Here is a 16,681-nt window from a genome sequence, read left to right on the forward strand (position 1 = left end):
GAGCGCGCCGGGAATGCCGCCCCCACCTGCGAACACCAGTTCGAATCGATGCTAGGCTCGCGGACTCATGGGGCACCTTCTGAACGAGCCGATCCGGGCCGAGCACGACCCCGCCGGCAGGCTGACGGCGTACGAGTGGCGGGGCGCGCGCTATGCCGTGGACGAGGTCCTGAAGACCTACGGAACGTCCCCGGACGCGCTGGTCTACCGGGTCAGGATCAACGGTGACGACGACGTCGCCATCGCGGAGCTCAGCCGTGACGCCGACCGCTGGCGCATCCGGCACCTCTTCTCCGCCTGACCCCGACCGGGCGGTCTGGACGCGGATCGAGGGGATCCAGGGCGCACCTCTCGATCTGATGGCCGCGCGCATCGGGCGCCGTCACTACGCGCCGCACGCGCACGACGAGTTCGCCATCGGGGTGTGCACGGACGGGCTGGAGGTCATCGACTACCGGGGCGGTCGCCGGCGTTCGGGGCCGGGCAGCGTGGTGGTCGTGGAACCGGGCGAGCCGCACACCGGCGGTCCGGCGGACGAGCACGGTTTCTCCTACCGCGTCCTGTACCCCGCGGTGGATCTGCTGGCCGAGGCCGGCGCCGGGAAGGGCCCGCCGCACTTCCGGGACCCGATCATCGACGACCCCGACCTCGGCCGCCGGATCTGGGCCGTCCACCGCGCCCTGACCGGCCCCGGCGCGGAGCCGGAGCCGCTGGTACGCGAGTCGATGCTGCTGTCGATGCTGAGCGACCTGGTGCAACGGCATGCCGAGCGTGCGGGCGCCGCGCATGCGGCGCGGGACGCAGGCGACACCGCGGCGGCGTGGATCGCACGGACGGTGTCCGCCAGGCTCGCGGACGAGCTGGCCGCCCCTCCCACGCTCAACGAACTGGCCGCCGAGATCGGGATGTCGCGGTACCGGCTGCTGCGCGGGTTCCGCGAGGTGATGGGCATGCCGCCGTACGCGTGGCTGGCGCAGTACCGGGTCGCCCGTGCCCGCGCGCTGCTGGACGCGGGGCTCCGCCCGGCCGAGGCCGCGACGCTCGTCGGGTTCGCCGACCAGGCCCATCTGACCCGCTGGTTCCGGCGCGTGGTCGGGGTCACGCCGGGCGCGTACCGCAACAGCGTTCAAGACGGCTCCCGTCCGGTTCGCCCAGACTGACCGAAAGATGGTCGAGGCCGGGTACCGGAGACCCGGGGGCTGACGGAGGACCTGGTGAGTCGTCGGGGCTGGGTGCTGTTCGCGCTGATGGGCGTGCTGTGGGGGATCCCCTACCTCATGATCAAGGTGGCGGTGGAGGGCGGCGTCGCGGTGCCCGTCGTGGTGTTCGCGCGCACCGCGCTGGGCGCCCTCGTGCTCCTCCCCCTGGTGCTGTGGGGCGGGGCCGGAGGAACCGGCGGCGGGCTCGGCACGCTGCGCCGGCACTGGAAGCCGATCCTCGCCTTCGCCGCCCTGGAGATCCTCGGCCCGTGGGCGCTGCTCGTGGACGCCGAGCGCCACCTGTCCTCCTCGATGACCGGGCTGCTGATCGCGGCCGTCCCGATCGCGGGCGTGCTGATCGCCCGCCTCGCCGAGAGCCGGCCCAGGCCGCGGAACCCCGGTGCCTCGCCGGCCGAGGCCGCCGGCGAACGGCTCGACGCGGGACGCTGGATCGGGCTGCTGCTGGGTCTGGCCGGGGTGGCGGTGCTGGCGGTGCCGCATCTGGAGGGCGGCAGCGCCTGGGCGATCGGCGAGATGATGCTGGTGGTGCTGGGCTACTCGATCGCTCCGATGATCGCGGCGCGGCGGCTGGGTGAGGTGCCGAGCCTGCAGATGACCGTCGCGTGCCTCACCCTGGCCGCACTCGTCTACGCCGGGCCCGCGGCCGCCACCTGGCCGGCCTCGATGCCGGACGGGAAGGTCCTGGCGGCGCTCGCCGGGCTCGGGATCGTGTGCACCGCGCTGGCCTTCGTGGTCTTCTTCGAGCTGATCCGGGAGGCCGGAACGTCCCGCGCCATGGTCTTCACGTACGTGAACCCGGCCGTGGCCGTTTCAGCCGGGGTCCTCTTCCTGGACGAGCCGCTCACCGGGACGATCCTCGCCGCCTTCGCGCTGATCCTCTGCGGCTCCGTCCTGGCGACGGGCCGACGCCGGAACGCCGACACCGTCCGACCCGTCGAGCCCGTGCAGGCGGCTGAGCCGAGCACGTGACCCCCAAAGGACTCAGCGCAGTGTGGCGATGAACTTGCGCGGCTCGCCGACGTTTCCGGCCGCGTCGATGGCGCGGTACTCGATGGTGTGCCGGCCCTTGCCGATCCCGCCGTACGAGAGGTGGTCGATGACCGTGCCCTTGTCGGTGAACAGGAACGGGGCCGCGGAGTCGGTCGGCCAGCCGAAGTAGTTGTACCAGCCGTCGCCGTCCACGCGGAACTCCCCCACGACGGTGCCCGGACGGTCGTCGGACGTGGTCAGCCGCATCGTGAACGACCCGTCGAAGACGTACTCGGGCGGGCGCCCGGGACGCCGCCGGACCTCGGACGCCTTCGACAACTCATAGGCCGCCGCCGGCCGGCCCGCGTCGATCGTCCACTCGCGCACCGGGCGAGCAGGGTTTGTCGCCGTCGAAATCGCACGAAAACGGGCGGCGCTTCCGCGGTGTCAGGCCAGCTTGTCCAGCTCCGCGACCTCGTCCGGCGAGAGCGAGATCGCGGCCGCGGCGAGGTTGTCCTCCAGGTGGGCGACCTTGGACGTGCCCGGGATCGGCAGCATCACCGGCGACCGGTGCAGCAGCCAGGCCAGCGCGAGCTGCGCCGGGGTGGCGTCATGACGACTCGCGACGCCGGCCAGCAGGCCGCCCGGCTCGGCCAGCTTGCCGGTCGCCAGCGGGAACCACGGAATGAACGCGATCCCTTCCGCCTCGCACCGCTCCAGCACGTCCTGCGACTTGTGGTAGGTCAGGTTGTAGAGGTTCTGCACCGAGACGATCGGGACGTGCCGGCGGCACTCCTCCAGCTCGTCCACCGAGACCTCGGAGAGCCCGATGTGGCGGATCTTGCCCTCGTCCCGCATGTCGCCGAGCACGCCGAGCTGCTCGTCCAGCGGCACTTCGGGGTCGATGCGGTGCAGCTGGTAAAGGTCGATCCGGTCAAGCCGCAGCCGCCGCAGGCTCATCTCCACGCACTGCCGCAGGTATTCCGGACGCCCCACCGGAAGCCACTCGCCCGGCCCCGGCCTGGTCAGCCCGCCCTTGGTGGCGATCACCAGATCGTCCGGGTACGGGTGCAGCGCCTCGGCGATCAGCTCCTCGCTGACGAACGGCCCGTACGAGTCGGCGGTGTCGATCAGCGTGACGCCCAGCTCCACGGCGCGCCGCAGCACCCGGACCGCCTCGTCGCGGTCCTGGGGCTCGCCCCAGACGCCCGGCCCGGTGATCTGCATGGCGCCGTACCCGAGCCGGCGCACCGGCAGGTCGCCGCCGATCTCGAAGGTGCCGCTGCGCGCGGCGGTCGTATCGCTCATGACTGCTCCCACAGAATCTCGTCTCTCCCTGCGCTTCCATTCGATCACTTCCGCGGAAACGGACGAGGAGGAGGAGCGTTCAAGGAAGGTTCAACGCTTGCCGCGCTGGCCCTCCGCCAGTCCCTGCGTGATCCTGCCGGCGCCGGCCCGGCGCTGGACGGCGGCGGCCAGCGCCGGTGCCGCACCGCCGAGGAGGGCACCCACCCGGAGCCCGAACGGCGCCACGTCGATCTCGGCCGCGTTCCGCTCGATGGCCCGGACGGTCGCGCGCGCCACGTCCGCCGGGGTGCGCGTGCCGACACCGCGCGGCAGCGTCACGCCGGCGTCCGCGAACATGCCCGCGTCCCGGATGAAGCCGGGGAAGACGGTCGACACCCCGACGCCGTGCTCGCGCAGATCCTCGCGCAGCCCCAGCGCGAACCCGCGCATGCCGAACTTGGTCGCGTTGTAGAGCGAGGCCCGTCCGGAGGCGGTCTTTCCAGAGAGTGACGATATGAAGACCAGATGGCCACGACGGCGTTCGGCCATCCGCTCGCCGGCGAGCTTGGCCATCATGATCGGGGCGCGCAGGTTGACCTCCAGCGCCCGGTCGATCTCGTCGACGGTGTAGTCGCCGAGCAGCCCCGAGGCGGGCAGTGCCGCGTTCGCGACCAGGACGTCGATGTCGCCCGCCCGTTCCAGCAGGTCCCGGTGCGCGTCGCGGTCGGCGAGATCGGCGGTGAGCGCGAACGCCCCGGCCCCGCCCCGCGCGTTGATCCGCTCGGCGAGCGATTCGAGGACGTCGGCGCGCCGGCCGCTGAGGACGACCTCGGCGCCGCGCGCGGCGAGGGCCATCGCCAGCGCCCGGCCGATACCGCCGGTCGCTCCGGTCAGCAGTGCTCTGGTGCCGCGCAGTTCCATGGCGGCGATGATCGCATGTCACAGCCCTGGGGCGGTGTATTCGGAGCCGTGCCGTTCGCGCGCACCGGCATGGCCGCAATCGGACGGGCATGAGATTTGACCAGATAAATCCTTTTCAGTGGCCGGATCTTTGAGCGCTCGGGACGGGCGTCCGACCCGGAACCGGAGTTCCGGACGAGCACGATCACGTCCCTTGACCGGCGCGGAGGCTCGCATGACCCGCCGGAGGGATCACATCCCGGCCCGCCACAGAAGCAGGATGATCGAGGAAAGGATCAGCCCGGCGGCGCCCAACGGCGCCTGGCCAAGGGTGATGAGCGCCGTGCAGCCCGCCGCGGTCAGTGCGGCGACCAGCACCATGCCCCGGCCCCCGCCACCCGCCTGCTTGGGCGGAGGGCTTTCCAGTTCCCGCTCCCAGAGGCCGAAGTCATCCTCTGCGCTCATGTTGCGGATTATCCGACCGATCGGCGCGTCTTGCGAGATGGCCGGACGGCCACAGCATCCGCACCACCCGGTGTTTCCGATCACATTCGTTCAGGGAATTTGGACGATGGGTCCGATACCACGGTCGAGGTGCGGACCGACCGGCATCGGTTGCTAGGCTGCGGAGAGCCTGGGGGAGCAATGCACCTGATCCGAACGTCCCCGGGCTTGGCTTCATAGTCGAGGTGAAGGGGTCCCCACCGTGAAGAAGCTGATTGTTCTCGCTGTAGTCGCTCTCGGTGGCTTCGTTGTCTGGCGTCGGCTCCAGCAGGACCGTGCCGAGCTGGACCTGTGGACCGAGGCGACGTCCACCGACAGCTAAGGAGCGATCCCGTCGCGAACGGGAGAACGACTTCGAGGGAGGGCCCGGCGTGACCGGTGCGGAGCGGATCACCATCGCCTGCCTCGATCTCGCCGGGACCACGCTCGTCGACGGCGATGCCGTGGAGACGGCTTTCGCCGAGGCGATCGCGACCGTCGGAGTCGTGCCCGGAACGGCGGCGCACGAGCGCGCGATGGCGCGCGTCCGCGAGTTCCGCGGCCGCCAGAAGATCGACATATTCCGCGCGCTGCTCGCCGGTGACGAGGCGCGAGCACAGGCGGCGAACCTGTCGTTCGAGCGGTCCTACGACCTGGTCGTCGACCGCCGCGGACTGGCGCCCGTGCCCGGTGCCGAGACCGCGATCGAGCGACTGCGCGGCGCCGGCGTACGGGTGTGCCTGACCACCGGTTTCAGCCGCCGCACGCTCGGCCGGGTGCTGGACGCGCTCGGCTGGTGGAACCGCGTCGATCTCGCCCTGTGCCCGGAGGACGGCGGCGGCCGCGGCCGCCCGCACCCGGACCTGGTCCTGTCCGCCGCCCTGCGGCTGGGCGTGGACGACGTCCGGCACATCGCCGTCTGCGGCGACACCGAGAACGACATCCTGTCCGGACGCCGCGCCGGCGCCTCCATCGCGGCCGGCGTCCTGACCGGTGCACACTCCCAGGCGCAGCTCGTGGGCGCGGGCGCGACACACGTGCTGGACAGCGTGAAGGAGTTCCCGGACCTCGTCCTGCCCGCCACCGTGGCGCCCGATACCGCTCGCACGGTGCGATAGCCTCTACAGGACACGTCCCGGGGTCATAGCTCAGTTGGTAGAGCGCCGCCCTTGCAAGGCGGAGGTCTGGGGTTCGACTCCCCATGGCTCCACAACCGCGGTAACGACCGCACCCTCCCCCCCCCGATCAGCGCTGGCGGGTGTCGTAGCGATGGCGGGACGATTCGATCTCGTCGTTGTGATCGGTGGCCCACTGGACGAAGGCGTAGGCGGTCTCCCGCATCCCTTCGCCCAGGGCAGTGAGCTGGTATTCGACGCGGGGCGGCATCTCGGGGTAGGAGGTGCGGGTGAGCAGCCCGTCGCGTTCCAGGCGGCGCAGGGTGAGGGTGAGCATCCGCTGGGAGACACCGGGGATCTGGTCGTACAGGGCGCCGAAACGCAGGGGTCCGGCCGCGAGAAGGCCGATCACGAGGATGGACCACTTGTCGCCGACGCGGTCGAGGGTGTCGCGGATGCCTTGGCCGTTGTCGGGCCAGGACGCGCACGGGTGCGGCGGGATCCGGGTCGCCGCCATGCGCGGGTCTGGATCTTGGCTTGCGAACATTGATGTGCCTTTTGTAAGGGTCCGAACGGTTTCCTATCGTGGAGTTACTTACAGATCGTAACGAATGGGGGCAGCTGCATGTCTTCCACCATCGCCGTCGTCGGGGCCGGGCAAGGCCTGGGCCGGGCGATCGCCCGCCGGTTCGGTGCGGCCGGGCACCCGGTCGCGCTGATCTCCCGGAACCGGGCCAACCTCCAGCCGATCGCCGACTCCCTGACCGCCGAGGGGATCACCGCCGGGGTGTACCCGGCCGACGTCACCGACGGTGCCGCTCTGACCGCCGCGCTGGAGGCCGCGGCCGCCGACCTCGGCCGGATCGGTGTCCTGTCCTACAGCCCCGCTCCCGTCTGGAACCACAGTGCCGGGCCCGACATCGCGGCGATGGGGTTCACCGCCGCGCTGGAGACCACCCCGGCCTCGGCCCGCGCCCAGTTCGACCTGATCGTCGGTGGCGCGCTCACCGCCGCGGCGGCGGTCCTGCCCGAGATGCGCAAGGCCGGCGACGGGGCGCTGCTGTTCACCACCGGCGCCTCGGCGATCACTCCGATCCCGATGCTCGGCAACGCCGGCATCGCCCAAGCGGGCCTGCGCAACTGGGCCGGCGCCATCCGCGAAGACCTGGCCGCCGAAGGCGTCTACGTCGGGCACCTGTCCATCGGCGTGCCGATCGTCCCCGGCGCGGGCGACGGAGACCCTGACGCCATCGCCGACCGCTGGTACCGGTTGGCCCAGACCCGCGACACCTTCGAGACCACCATCGGCTTCTGACTGGACGCTGCGGTCCACCCGCCCCGGCGAGCTTCCCGCCTGAACGCCCCCCGTCCGGCGGGCGCGGCTTCCCGGATCGGGGAGCTACGCCTACCGCTCCGGTGGAGCTAGGTCCGCTGATTCTTCGCGGCCGCGTTCCTAGGTTGAGGGCAACCTGACCGAGGAGCCCTGATGACCGAGGGAACCGGAAGACCCGAGCACACCAGAAGGAACGTCCTGCGCGGCGGCCTGGCTGCGACGGCGGCGGGCATCGCCGTCCCCGCCGTGGGAGCCGGCCCCGCCGGAGCGGACCCCGGCGAGGCCGGCTGCCCGCTCCCGCCCGGCCCCGCCAAGGTCGGACGCGACGACCCGCGCCACCGATCCCTGGCCTCCCGCGGCCACAACCGGCGGTTCGTGGGCCGGCCCGAGCACGTGTGGGTGGTCGGCACGACCGAGCACGTCGTCCGGGCCGTGCAGGAGGCGGTCGACGGCGGCAAGAGGGTCACGGTCCGCAGCGGCGGCCACTGCTTCGAGGACTTCACCGCCGACCCCGCGGTGCAGGTCGTCATCGACACCTCCGCCATGACCGACGTCTACTACGACCCGGGCCGCCGCGCGTTCGCCGTGGAGGCGGGCGCCCTGCTGGGCGAGGTGTACCGCAGGCTCTACCTGGGCTGGGGCGTGACGATCCCCGCCGGGTGGTGCCCCACCGTGGGCGTCGGCGGGCATGTCCTGGGCGGCGGCTTCGGCGCGCTGTCGCGGACGATGGGCCTGGTCGTCGACCACCTCCACGCGGTCGAGGTCGTCGTGGTGGACCGAACGGGCAGGGCCCGCAGCGTCGTCGCCACCCGCGAGGCCGCGGACCCGAACCGGGACCTGTGGTGGGCGCACACCGGCGGCGGGGGCGGCAGCTTCGGCATCGTCACCCGCTACTGGTTCCGCACGCCCGGCGCGCGCGGCGACGACCCCGCCCGGCTGCTGCCCGCGCCGCCGCCGACCGTGCTGAGCTTCACCATCACCTGGGACTGGGACGGGTTCGACACGGCATCCTTCGCCCGGATGGTGCGCAATTACGGCGAATGGGTCGAGCGCAACAGCGCGCCGGACTCCCCGTCCACCCGGCTCTACAGCGAGCTCCAGCTCAACCGCCGGCGGCTCGGGACGCTCGGCATGATCGGCCAGGTGTCCGCCGCGTCCGGCGCCGAACGGCTGCTGGACGATCACCTGGCCGTGATCAACCGCGGCGTCCCGGTCACCCCGGTCCGCCAGGTGAGGAACCAGCCCTGGCTGGCCTCCGCCCTGGCCGGACCGCCGGGCGAACCCGGCCCCGTCTGGCGGCTGAAGGCCAAGTCGGCGTACCTGCGCCGCCGCCTGAGCGACCGGCAGATCGACGTCCTGCACCACCATCTCACCCGGACCGACTACGACTACCAGGGCGGCATGGCCAACCTCTTCTCCTTCGGCGGCCGGGTCAACACCGTCGCCCCGGACGCGACGGCGACGCCGCACCGCGACAAGATCATGAAGATCCTCCTGATCAACGGGTGGGAGGACCCCGCCGACGACCACCGGCACATCACCTGGCTGCGGGAGCTCTACCACGACCTGTACGCCGACACCGGCGGCGTCCCGGCACCCGGCGACGGCGCGTTCATCAACTACCCCGACGCCGACCTGGCCGACCCCGCCTGGAACAAGGGCGCGCCCTGGCACACCCTCTACTACCGGGACAACTACGCCCGGCTCCAGCAGGTCAAGGCCAGGTGGGACCCGCGCGACGTCTTCCGCCACGCCCTCTCGGTGCGGCCCGCCTAGCTGCGGATGCGCGGCAGGTGGACATGCCGGTGCTTCAGCACCACCGTGCGCCCGAACTGCTGGACCCGTTGAGCCAGCGGTTCGGCCACGGCACCGACCTGTCGTGCCCCTGTGAGCACCCCACAGCGATCGCCGTGACGGTGGAGGAGCGCGCGGCCGAGATCGCGGCGCTGCTGACCTCGGCGGGGGAGCGCTGAGGTCGAGACAGTTACCGCTCCCGGACTGCGTAGGCCAGGTGGGTCACCCGCTGCGTCGGCTCCGCGCGGACCGGCTCCAGGGCCACGCGGCCCGCGTCCACGCCCTCGAACAGGCGGATTCCGGAGCCGAACAGCACGGGTGAGAGCGCGATCGAGAACTCGTCGATCAGGCCGGCGTTCACGTACTCCAGGATCGTTGCGCCGCCGCCCGCGATGCGGACGTCTCGGTCGCCGGCGGCCTCGCGGGCCTGGTCGAGCGCGGTCTCGATGCCGTCGTTGACGAAGTGGAAGGTGGTCCCACCCGGCCGCTCCCAGGGGTCACGCTTCTCGTGCGTCACGACGAACACCGGCGTGTGGAACGGCGCCTCCTCCGGCCACGCCTGCTCGCCGAGGTCGAACATGCGCTTGCCCATCACGCTCGCGCCGGTGCGTTCGAACGTCTCCCGCACGATGTCGTTGTCGCGCCCTTCCTCGCCGCCCTCGCCGAGCTTCAGGTTCTCCCGGAAGAACCGCTGCGGGAAGATCCACTGCTGCAGTTCCATCCACTGCGCCATCCAGTGCTGGACCTGCGGGTCGTCCTGCTTCTCGGGCGCGAAGAAGTCCGCAACGGGCACGGACTCGGGCGCGATGAACCCGTCCAGCGACATCGACACGCTGAAGAACACCTTCCCGGCCATCAGCCCTCGGCTCCCTTCCGAACGGTCTCGGTGACGTAGGCGGCCAGGTTGCTCAGGGTCTGCTGGCCGCCCTCGATCGCGTGGTACTTCTCGACCGCCTCGTCGCGCAGCTCCTTGGTGGGGAACACCGTGCGCATCTCGATCCGGGTCGCCGCCCCTTCGGGCGCGAACGTGATGACCGACTCGAAGGCGTTCGGGTCGCCGCGGGACTCACCGTGCAGCAGCGCGATCCCCTCCGGCGGGGCGATCTCGGTCCAGGAGATCCACTCCTGGTAGTCCGTCCCGTCCGGTCCGTGCATCACGAAGTCCCACTCCCCGCCGACGCGGAACTCGAAGGACCGCGTGGTGGTGGTGAACCCCTCCGGCCCCCACCACCGCGACAGGTGCCGGACTTCGGTGAACGCCTCGAACACCAGCTCCCGTGGGGCGTCGATGACCCGGGAGATCACGATCTCGCGGTCGGCCGTCGCGGACTGCGCCGGCGCTCCTCGTCCCGTCACGCTCATCAGCTACTCCTCCTGCCTTGCCTGCTTGAGGTCCTGCACGTACGCGTCCAGCCGGTCGAAGCTCTCGTTCCAGAACCGCTCGAACCCGCCGGTCCACTCGTGGACCGGTCGCAGCCCAAGGGCGTCAAGGCCGTACAGGCGCTGCTTGCCTGCCTTGCGGTCCCGCACCAGCCCGACCTCCCGGAGCACCCGCAGGTGTTTGGACGCCCCCGGCTGGGTCATCCCCAGCTCCTGAGCCAACTCGGTAACCGGCCGCTCACCCGCCCGCAGCAGCACCAGGATCTCCCGGCGCTGCGGCTCGGCGATCGCGTTGAAGACGTCCGACGTCGTCGCTGCTCGTGCCATGGGCGCCATCATATTCCGATATCGGCATGCGTCAAGCCGGAGCAATCAGACGGGTCTTGTCCGATGACGATCGTGACCCTTTGTCAGCGGCTGCGGAAACGCGTATCCCGGAGATCGCACGGGCGCCGGGGAGGGCGATGGGTGAGCAGCACGCCAACGGCCCGCGGGTGAGCCGCCACCGCCTGGTGGCCGACGCCACGGTCGGCGGCATCGCCAACCCGATGTCGGGCCGCGACATCCGGCGGCTCGTCGCGAGCGCGGAACCTCCGCGTGTTCCCGGGACGGGGCTGTGGCTCGGGCGGTGTCGCTGGGATGGTTACCGTCCGCCCATTACGTGCGGAGTCTGCTAGGGCCGAGGTCATTCCGGCCGCGGTCGTCTCCACAGCAGCGTGACCGCCAGGAGGGCTGCCAGGCAGGGCCATCCCGGCCCAGCCCAGCGTCGGGGGCAGGCCGGTGTCGCCGGAGGTGTCCTTGGTGAGCAGCCCGGCCAGCCCGACGCTTGTGCCGAGCACGAGCATCACAGTCGCGGCGGGGCGGGCCCACCGCTTGCCCGCCTTGACGGCGCACGTCGTCCAGAGCCAGGCAATGACGCCGAGCGCTCCGATGACCGACAGCAGGACCAGTCACGGCCGAGTCGACTTGCGCCTGGGGGTGGGCGGGGTAGCCGGCCCGGATGTGGTCGTCCAGCAGACGGGTGGTGGCACGGTCGGAGTACGGGGCGATCGTCGCGAGGACGGTGAGCCCAAGACCCGCGTACATTGCTCCGATTGCCCATCGCTCATGGGGTGTCTTCGTCATCAAGGTGCCTTCCCTTGTGCGGGGGATCTCGACGATCTGACCGAGGAGTTCCTCGTTCACTCCGTCGCCGTGGTGCGCATCTTCGCCAGGGCTGCGCGGAGGAACTCAAGGATCACCACCCGCGCGGCCTCGGCTCTCGGCTCCACGCGCGGCATGGCGAGGAACCGTGCTTGGCTCCGGGGTATTCGGTCAGCCGCACGGATGTCCCGGCCGCCCGCAGCCGCTCGGCGTATCGGCGTCCGTGATCGGCCACCGCGTCCTGGGTCGGTACCACGAGCAGCGCGGGGGCGAGCCCCCTCAGGTCGTCCGCGTACAGCGGCGAGCTGCCTCCGTGCACATGGACCACCAGTGGGCAGGTCGACGACACCGGCCGGTACACCCGGACCGGGAGGTCGCGGCCGGGCAGCGCGACCTCCTGTCAACCGATCGCGGCGCCGGGATCTGGATCCCCGGTGATCGCCCGCATCGCGTCGGAGGCCCGAAAGCGGTTCTCCGCCTCGCGGTAGGCGACCAACTCCTCGTCCGTCATCGCCGACCGGTCCGGCTCCGGCGGCCGCTCCATTGCAGTGACCTCACTCATGCCTTCTCCTCGCTTAGAGAGTTGTACGTTCTGCCAGGCCCGATCCCCCAGGGGTTCGGGTGTCTGACGAGGTCGGCGCGTTCCGGACGGGCCGTGTCAGCCGGGCCGCCAACTCCAGGACCTGTTCGGGACGCGGGTTGGCACCGGTCAGCACTGTCGCCGCCAGGCCCGCCGCCCCCGCCGGTTCCAGGACGAGGGGGCGCCTTCGGCGTTGACCCCCACGATCCGGGTGCGTGTCGCGACGTCGACCGCGATCGTCAGATCCGCGCGAACTGTGACCCCAGAATCCAGCAGCGCCATCACATCCAGCGGGTGAGTACGACCTCACCGCCTGATCAACTCCGCCGCCGCCCCGGCAGACAGAGCGCCATTTCAGCGATTACGTGGGGGGTAATCGCCGCGGGGTAGGTGGTGCTGTCAAGGTTGGCTCGTCCGGCCCGGTTGTGGATCTGAGGAGGCCAGCCATGTCCGTTATTGCTACGCCTACGAGCACGCGCGCAGTGGTGGAGGAGCTGCTGCGCCGGATTGGTGAAGGCGACCCGGAACAGATTGCTGCGATGTACGCCGAGCACAGCGACTGGAAGTTGGATTGGCCCGAAACGGAGCACGGCCGTACCGCTACACCCTGGATCCGGCACCGGTCCAGCCGTGCTGATGCCGCTGCCCACTTCGGGGAAATCGCCGAGCATCACGTTCCTGAGCAGGCCGGCACTCAAGTGGAGCACATTCTGGTGGACGGTGATGACGCGGTGGTGCTGGGGGAAATCCGGCAGACGGCCCGGCCCACCGGGCGCGCCTATCGTGCCCGGTTCGCCCTGCACCTCACGGTCGAGAACGGCCTCGTCACCCGACACCACGTCTACGAAGACAGCCTCGCCGTCGCCCAGGCCTTCACGCGCTGATCAGCAACAGCGGCCTTCCCGCCCATCGGCACCCCCACCTCGACCGCGAACACCATGCCACAACCAGGACGAGCACGACCTCACCACTTGATCAGCTCCGCTCCCTCAGAAGGAGCGGGGGTATCTCTTGAGGTTGCAAGCTCGGGACGACCCCGCGCGCTCGGTTGAGACGTCAGTTTCCGATCAGTTGTTCGATGAGCGTGCGGCTGATCTCTTGCAGCTTTTCGTCGTTGTCGATGCTGTTGTATCTGGGTGTGGTGCAGTTCGGAGCGGAGTTGGGGCAGGGCGGGTCGTGCGGCAGGGCCCATGCGGTCCAGGCATGCGACGACATGATTGGCGGTCGAAGGGTTCTGTCCCCAGGCTTGGAGGAGCGTGTCCAGCACGGCTGGCGCCTCGGCGTCGCCGCCGATTTCCCAAAGGGCGGTCGCGCAGGGGACCCGGACCCATTCGTAGCTGTGGGTCAGCAGGTCCCGCAGGTGAGGCAGTGCTTCTTGCGCGGGAGGGCCGATATCGGCGAGTACGTCGGCCGCCTGGTTGATCCGGAACGGGACTGAGTCGTCGAGCAGGTCGAGCAACGGCTGCATGACTTCGTCCGGGTCGCCGACTATGGCCCACAGAGCGGCGACGGCGGCGGGACGCACATGTGCGTCGGAGGCCGTGATCAGGCACCGGATCGTTTGCAGGGCGGGGCGGGCTGACGGGCCGAACGCTTCCAAGGCCGAGCAGGCGGTCGACCACAGCTCATGAGGCAATGCCGTAGCGAGGGTCTCGATGATCACGCCGATTGCGCTGCCGTCGGCGAGGCCGGCCAGGGCCGACAGGACGGAGCGCGCGCTCACCTCCCACAATTCCTGGGTGGAGTGGCCGCACAGGCGGGGTACGAGCTGGTCAGCGGCTTGCGGGAGTGTTCCAGCGACCTGCATCGCCCGCCAGGCGTCGTCTCCCCTGTCCAGGGCCGTGAGGATGCTCGGCACCGCTCGCACATCACCCAGACGGGCCAGCGTTTGGACGGCCTATTGATGACTCCTGCGCAGGTGCGGCTGGGGCGTGAACCAGACATCCGGCCCGTACGTGGCGTACTGCGCGGCGACGTGCGCCGCCAGGGCCTCGCGGGCCGGTTCGGCGATCGCATCCAGAGGTGTCCAGGGCAGCGGCAGAGGCTGTGGCAGCGGTCGTCCCTCGCCGACCACAGACGAGAACAGCCACCAACGTGATCTCATTCGCGGACCGCCGCAACAGGCGCAGCAAACACGCAGGGTAACCAAGTCCGAGAGGGCCGGCACCCCACACCAGCGGGCCATGTGCACACCAGGCCCGAAGAATCGGACATCTGAGACGCGACAGGGACTTCGTCCAGATCGAGATCTTGAACGAAGTCCCTGGTCAGGAGCGGAGGATCGGGGATTTGAACCCCGGATGGGCGGTAAACCCAAACCGCATTAGCAGTGCGGCGCCATAGACCGGACTAGGCGAATCCTCCAGAAGCCATCAGGCTCCCGATAGGTTACCGGTCCGCAGGCCGACCGGCAAAGCGTGATTCGGCCCGGCGGAGGCCCGGCCCTGAAGCGGGCCCCCGCCGGCCGGTCACATGCCGGAGAAACCGCAGGCGCGACCGAGGTCAGCGGCGTCCTTGATGAACGTGCTGGTGCCCGTGGTGCTGCCCGAGCCGGGGTTGCTCATGCTGCCGGCCAGGCTCTCGAGACCGGTGGCGACCTTCCCGGCGGCCGTCTCCACGTCCCCGCCTGCCTTCTGTCCCTCGCTGCGGATCTTGCTGGCGGTGTCCCGGAAGGTCTGGGCGTTGGCGGCGGAGCTGGCGCCCGGGTTGCTCACGTCCGGCGAAGCGATCTTGCTCTGCACGGAGCTCAGTTCGGTCCGGATGTTCTTGCACGCGGCATCCTTGTCGCCGCCGCCGGTGATGGCGCTGAGCGGGCCGCAGGCGGTCGAAGTGAGCAGCGCGCCACCGATGGCGAGGACACCGACCAGCTTGGTGGCAGACATGTGCATGGGGGTTCTCCTTAGGCGGGGTTGAACGTGGATGAGCGTAGACCTCGTCTGTCACTTGTGTCTCGCTCGCTACCTTTGGCGCACCACACACGCGATCGGTTCCATCACCCTGAGCAAACCTTGTCAGGCCCGGCGGTGCCGATCATGAGAAGCCTTCGGTGTCAGGCCAACCGCTGACATGCCCTACACTGGGAGCGGCCGGGCGCCGAGATCAGTTGCTCAACAGCGATGTACGAGCTGCTAGACTCTGGCCGTCCGACAAACCCCCTGGTGATAGCCAGGAAACCGGCAGCCGTAGCTCAATGGATAGAGCATCTGACTACGGATCAGAAGGTTGGGGGTTCGAATCCCTCCGGCTGCGCCCCAGGTCAAAGGCCACTTTCCATCTGGAAAGTGGCCTTTTGAATGCGCCATGGGAGCCACGGTGGGAGCCACGGCCTTACAGGAGCCGAATAGACCCCCGCTCATCGCCTCAGCCGCCGCCCGCTTGTCGTCGACCAGCAGATGTAATGGTGACGTCGGGTATTGGAACTGTCTGAATGCCTCGGGGATCGGTGCGGTCAGCGGTGGGGGCTCTGGCCGGTAGGGCGGATGACGATCTCGTTGACGTCGATGCTCCTTGGTTGGTCTAGGGCAAACAAGACGGTCCGCGCGATGTCGCCGGAAGCGACTTTGGGGTCGGCATGGCGGTCGGGTGACGCGGCTGCGGTGTCGACGAGGTCGGGTTGAATCACGGTGACTCGGATGCCGGTGGCAGCGGCTTCGGCTCGGATGGACTGGGCCATGGCTGTGACGGCCCACTTCGTGGCGGAGTAGAGCTGGCCGGGGATGGTGACGCGGCCGGTGACCGATCCGGTGAGGATGAGGTGGCCACGGTGCTTTTGCAGCGATGGCAGCGTCGCGCGGGCGACGAGAGCCGTGCCGTAGACGTTGGTCAGGACCATTTCACGCCACTGCTCGGGGGTTCCGGTGCCGTGGAGAAAGGATGTATCGGCCCAGTAGCCGGCGTTCGCGAAGACCGCGTCGAGACGTCCGAAGGCGGTCCGGGCGAGTTCGGGCAGGGTACTGACCTGGTTCCATTCGGTCGTGTCGCAGGGTGCTGAAATGGCGGTTGCGGGTCCGCCGAGCTCGTCGGCGAGGTCTGCTTAACGGCGGGTCTGGACGGGCCTGGACGGCGGTGGAACCCAGGGGTGCCCGGGAAGGCTGCCAAGCAGGTCAACGGACAGGTCTGGACGGGTGTGGATCTTGCTCGTGAGACTCGTGATGAAGGGCTCCGTTGCTCAATTGAGCTGCTTGGAATGAACGCTCGGATGTAGCTTCCAAGGCGTCAGCCGGTACCGGGGAGGGCGAACCGCTGGGCGAACGCGGACATCTCGTCCCGCTGCCGTTCCGGTTCCGTCGCGGTGGGGCTGACAACGATACGGGTTACGCCTTGCGCGGCGAACGCCTCGACCCGTTCGGCGGACATGTCGATCGACCCCCATCGGGTGTACTCCAGCATGTCGGGATCGCGGCCGACCTCGACGGCGGCGGCCCTGGCCACTTCCAACTGGCTCGCGCGTTCCTCGGGGGTGAGAGCGCCGCCGGGG

At 70.0% G+C, this 16,681-nt stretch carries 22 protein-coding genes, 3 tRNA genes and 2 pseudogenes; 12 read left to right on the plus strand and 15 right to left on the minus strand.

Features of this window, described 5'->3' with window-relative positions; translation table 11 throughout:
* Positions 1–67: 67 nt before the first annotated feature.
* Genes ABD340_RS34845 through ABD340_RS34855 form a run of 3 tightly spaced genes read left to right on the plus strand, consistent with a single transcriptional unit; the run spans position 68 to position 2,189 of the window.
* Positions 68–301: a hypothetical protein gene (locus ABD340_RS34845; protein WP_344594854.1), complete on the plus strand. Its 234-nt coding sequence runs from the start codon at positions 68–70 to the stop codon at positions 299–301.
* Positions 258–1,160 carry a helix-turn-helix domain-containing protein gene (locus ABD340_RS34850; RefSeq protein ID WP_344594856.1) on the plus strand — a complete coding sequence of 301 codons (903 nt, stop codon included), beginning with the start codon at positions 258–260 and terminating at the stop codon, positions 1,158–1,160. The genes ABD340_RS34845 and ABD340_RS34850 overlap by 44 nt, the downstream gene beginning before the upstream one ends.
* Positions 1,161–1,214: 54 nt before the next feature.
* Positions 1,215–2,189 carry a DMT family transporter gene (locus ABD340_RS34855; protein WP_344594857.1) on the plus strand — a complete coding sequence of 325 codons (975 nt, stop codon included), beginning with the start codon at positions 1,215–1,217 and terminating at the stop codon, positions 2,187–2,189.
* A 12-nt stretch (positions 2,190–2,201) separates the two neighbouring features.
* Here the strand turns inward: ABD340_RS34855 and ABD340_RS34860 are convergent, their stop codons facing one another.
* The 4 genes from ABD340_RS34860 to ABD340_RS34875 all read right to left on the minus strand — a co-directional run bounded on the left by ABD340_RS34860 (position 2,202) and on the right by ABD340_RS34875 (position 4,841).
* Positions 2,202–2,576 carry a S8/S53 family peptidase gene (locus ABD340_RS34860; protein ID WP_344594858.1) on the minus strand — a complete coding sequence of 125 codons (375 nt, stop codon included), beginning with the start codon at positions 2,574–2,576 and terminating at the stop codon, positions 2,202–2,204.
* A 60-nt stretch (positions 2,577–2,636) separates the two neighbouring features.
* Positions 2,637–3,497 (minus strand): aldo/keto reductase, encoded by an 861-nt coding sequence (locus tag ABD340_RS34865; RefSeq protein WP_344594860.1) that lies wholly within the window; start codon positions 3,495–3,497, stop codon positions 2,637–2,639.
* 90 nt (positions 3,498–3,587) lie between these two features.
* The gene (locus ABD340_RS34870; RefSeq protein WP_344594862.1) at positions 3,588–4,397 is read right to left on the minus strand and encodes an SDR family NAD(P)-dependent oxidoreductase; all 810 of its coding nucleotides are present in this window, start codon (positions 4,395–4,397) and stop codon (positions 3,588–3,590) included.
* Between the two features lie 231 nt (positions 4,398–4,628).
* Entirely contained in the window at positions 4,629–4,841 is a 213-nt protein-coding gene (locus tag ABD340_RS34875) for a hypothetical protein (RefSeq protein ID WP_344594864.1), read from the minus strand.
* 241 nt (positions 4,842–5,082) lie between these two features.
* Between ABD340_RS34875 and ABD340_RS34880 the strand changes: the two genes are divergently transcribed.
* The 3 genes from ABD340_RS34880 to ABD340_RS34890 all read left to right on the plus strand — a co-directional run bounded on the left by ABD340_RS34880 (position 5,083) and on the right by ABD340_RS34890 (position 6,069).
* Positions 5,083–5,202, plus strand: a complete 120-nt coding sequence (locus ABD340_RS34880; RefSeq protein WP_307829246.1) for a DLW-39 family protein — start codon at positions 5,083–5,085, stop codon at positions 5,200–5,202.
* Between the two features lie 49 nt (positions 5,203–5,251).
* Positions 5,252–5,977 (plus strand): HAD-IA family hydrolase, encoded by a 726-nt coding sequence (locus ABD340_RS34885; RefSeq protein WP_344594867.1) that lies wholly within the window; start codon positions 5,252–5,254, stop codon positions 5,975–5,977.
* Positions 5,978–5,996: 19 nt separating this feature from the next.
* Positions 5,997–6,069, plus strand: a tRNA-Ala gene (locus tag ABD340_RS34890).
* Positions 6,070–6,104: 35 nt separating this feature from the next.
* Here ABD340_RS34890 and ABD340_RS34895 read toward each other — a convergent pair.
* A complete protein-coding gene (locus ABD340_RS34895) occupies positions 6,105–6,491 on the minus strand; it encodes a winged helix-turn-helix transcriptional regulator (protein WP_344594868.1) in 387 nt (128 codons plus the stop codon).
* 108 nt (positions 6,492–6,599) lie between these two features.
* On the opposite strand from ABD340_RS34895, the gene ABD340_RS34900 reads away from it, so the two are divergent.
* The 3 genes from ABD340_RS34900 (at position 6,600) to ABD340_RS34910 (ending at position 9,280) form a co-directional block, all read left to right on the plus strand.
* Complete coding sequence (locus tag ABD340_RS34900) at positions 6,600–7,289, plus strand: SDR family NAD(P)-dependent oxidoreductase (RefSeq protein WP_344594869.1); 690 nt, start codon at positions 6,600–6,602, stop codon at positions 7,287–7,289.
* Between the two features lie 171 nt (positions 7,290–7,460).
* A complete protein-coding gene (locus ABD340_RS34905; RefSeq protein ID WP_344594871.1) occupies positions 7,461–9,083 on the plus strand; it encodes an FAD-binding oxidoreductase in 1,623 nt (540 codons plus the stop codon).
* A 23-nt stretch (positions 9,084–9,106) separates the two neighbouring features.
* On the plus strand, positions 9,107–9,280 hold the full coding sequence (locus tag ABD340_RS34910) for a hypothetical protein (RefSeq protein WP_344594872.1): 174 nt from the start codon (positions 9,107–9,109) through the stop codon (positions 9,278–9,280).
* Positions 9,281–9,291: 11 nt separating this feature from the next.
* Here the strand turns inward: ABD340_RS34910 and ABD340_RS34915 are convergent, their stop codons facing one another.
* From ABD340_RS34915 to ABD340_RS34925, 3 genes are read right to left on the minus strand one after another with little or no spacing between them, the layout of a single operon-like run.
* Positions 9,292–9,957, minus strand: a complete 666-nt coding sequence (locus tag ABD340_RS34915) for a dihydrofolate reductase family protein (RefSeq protein WP_344594874.1) — start codon at positions 9,955–9,957, stop codon at positions 9,292–9,294.
* Positions 9,957–10,463: an SRPBCC family protein gene (locus ABD340_RS34920; protein ID WP_344594876.1), complete on the minus strand. Its 507-nt coding sequence runs from the start codon at positions 10,461–10,463 to the stop codon at positions 9,957–9,959. Before ABD340_RS34920 ends, ABD340_RS34915 begins: the two co-directional genes overlap by 1 nt.
* Positions 10,464–10,466: 3 nt before the next feature.
* Complete coding sequence (locus ABD340_RS34925) at positions 10,467–10,808, minus strand: ArsR/SmtB family transcription factor (RefSeq protein ID WP_344594877.1); 342 nt, start codon at positions 10,806–10,808, stop codon at positions 10,467–10,469.
* A gap of 137 nt (positions 10,809–10,945) precedes the next feature.
* On the opposite strand from ABD340_RS34925, the gene ABD340_RS34930 reads away from it, so the two are divergent.
* The gene (locus ABD340_RS34930) at positions 10,946–11,158 is read left to right on the plus strand and encodes a hypothetical protein (protein ID WP_344594879.1); all 213 of its coding nucleotides are present in this window, start codon (positions 10,946–10,948) and stop codon (positions 11,156–11,158) included.
* Positions 11,159–11,718: 560 nt separating this feature from the next.
* Here ABD340_RS34930 and ABD340_RS34935 read toward each other — a convergent pair.
* Both ABD340_RS34935 and ABD340_RS34940 read right to left on the minus strand, forming a co-directional pair.
* Positions 11,719–11,985 (minus strand): alpha/beta hydrolase fold domain-containing protein, encoded by a 267-nt coding sequence (locus ABD340_RS34935; RefSeq protein ID WP_344594881.1) that lies wholly within the window; start codon positions 11,983–11,985, stop codon positions 11,719–11,721.
* A gap of 39 nt (positions 11,986–12,024) precedes the next feature.
* On the minus strand, positions 12,025–12,186 hold the full coding sequence (locus ABD340_RS34940) for a hypothetical protein (RefSeq protein WP_344594883.1): 162 nt from the start codon (positions 12,184–12,186) through the stop codon (positions 12,025–12,027).
* Between the two features lie 500 nt (positions 12,187–12,686).
* Here ABD340_RS34940 and ABD340_RS34945 point away from each other — a divergent pair, with 500 nt between their 5' ends.
* Positions 12,687–13,088, plus strand: a complete 402-nt coding sequence (locus ABD340_RS34945; protein WP_344594884.1) for a nuclear transport factor 2 family protein — start codon at positions 12,687–12,689, stop codon at positions 13,086–13,088.
* An 80-nt stretch (positions 13,089–13,168) separates the two neighbouring features.
* On the opposite strand, the gene ABD340_RS34950 is transcribed toward ABD340_RS34945, so the two are convergent.
* The 3 genes from ABD340_RS34950 to ABD340_RS34960 all read right to left on the minus strand — a co-directional run bounded on the left by ABD340_RS34950 (position 13,169) and on the right by ABD340_RS34960 (position 15,092).
* Complete coding sequence (locus ABD340_RS34950) at positions 13,169–13,927, minus strand: HEAT repeat domain-containing protein (RefSeq protein WP_344594885.1); 759 nt, start codon at positions 13,925–13,927, stop codon at positions 13,169–13,171.
* 551 nt (positions 13,928–14,478) lie between these two features.
* Positions 14,479–14,568 (minus strand) — tRNA-Ser (locus ABD340_RS34955).
* A 104-nt stretch (positions 14,569–14,672) separates the two neighbouring features.
* Entirely contained in the window at positions 14,673–15,092 is a 420-nt protein-coding gene (locus ABD340_RS34960; protein ID WP_344594886.1) for a hypothetical protein, read from the minus strand.
* A 288-nt stretch (positions 15,093–15,380) separates the two neighbouring features.
* Here ABD340_RS34960 and ABD340_RS34965 point away from each other — a divergent pair.
* Positions 15,381–15,453: transfer RNA gene (locus ABD340_RS34965), tRNA-Arg, on the plus strand.
* A gap of 199 nt (positions 15,454–15,652) precedes the next feature.
* Here ABD340_RS34965 and ABD340_RS34970 read toward each other — a convergent pair.
* Together ABD340_RS34970 and ABD340_RS34975 are read right to left on the minus strand one after the other, a co-directional pair.
* Positions 15,653–16,219 (minus strand): annotated as a pseudogene (locus ABD340_RS34970) (SDR family oxidoreductase); the annotation flags it as partial.
* Between the two features lie 200 nt (positions 16,220–16,419).
* Positions 16,420–16,681: pseudogene (locus ABD340_RS34975) on the minus strand (LLM class F420-dependent oxidoreductase); the annotation flags it as partial.

The organism is Actinomadura vinacea (assembly GCF_039532545.1).
Classification (GTDB): domain Bacteria; phylum Actinomycetota; class Actinomycetes; order Streptosporangiales; family Streptosporangiaceae; genus Spirillospora; species Spirillospora vinacea.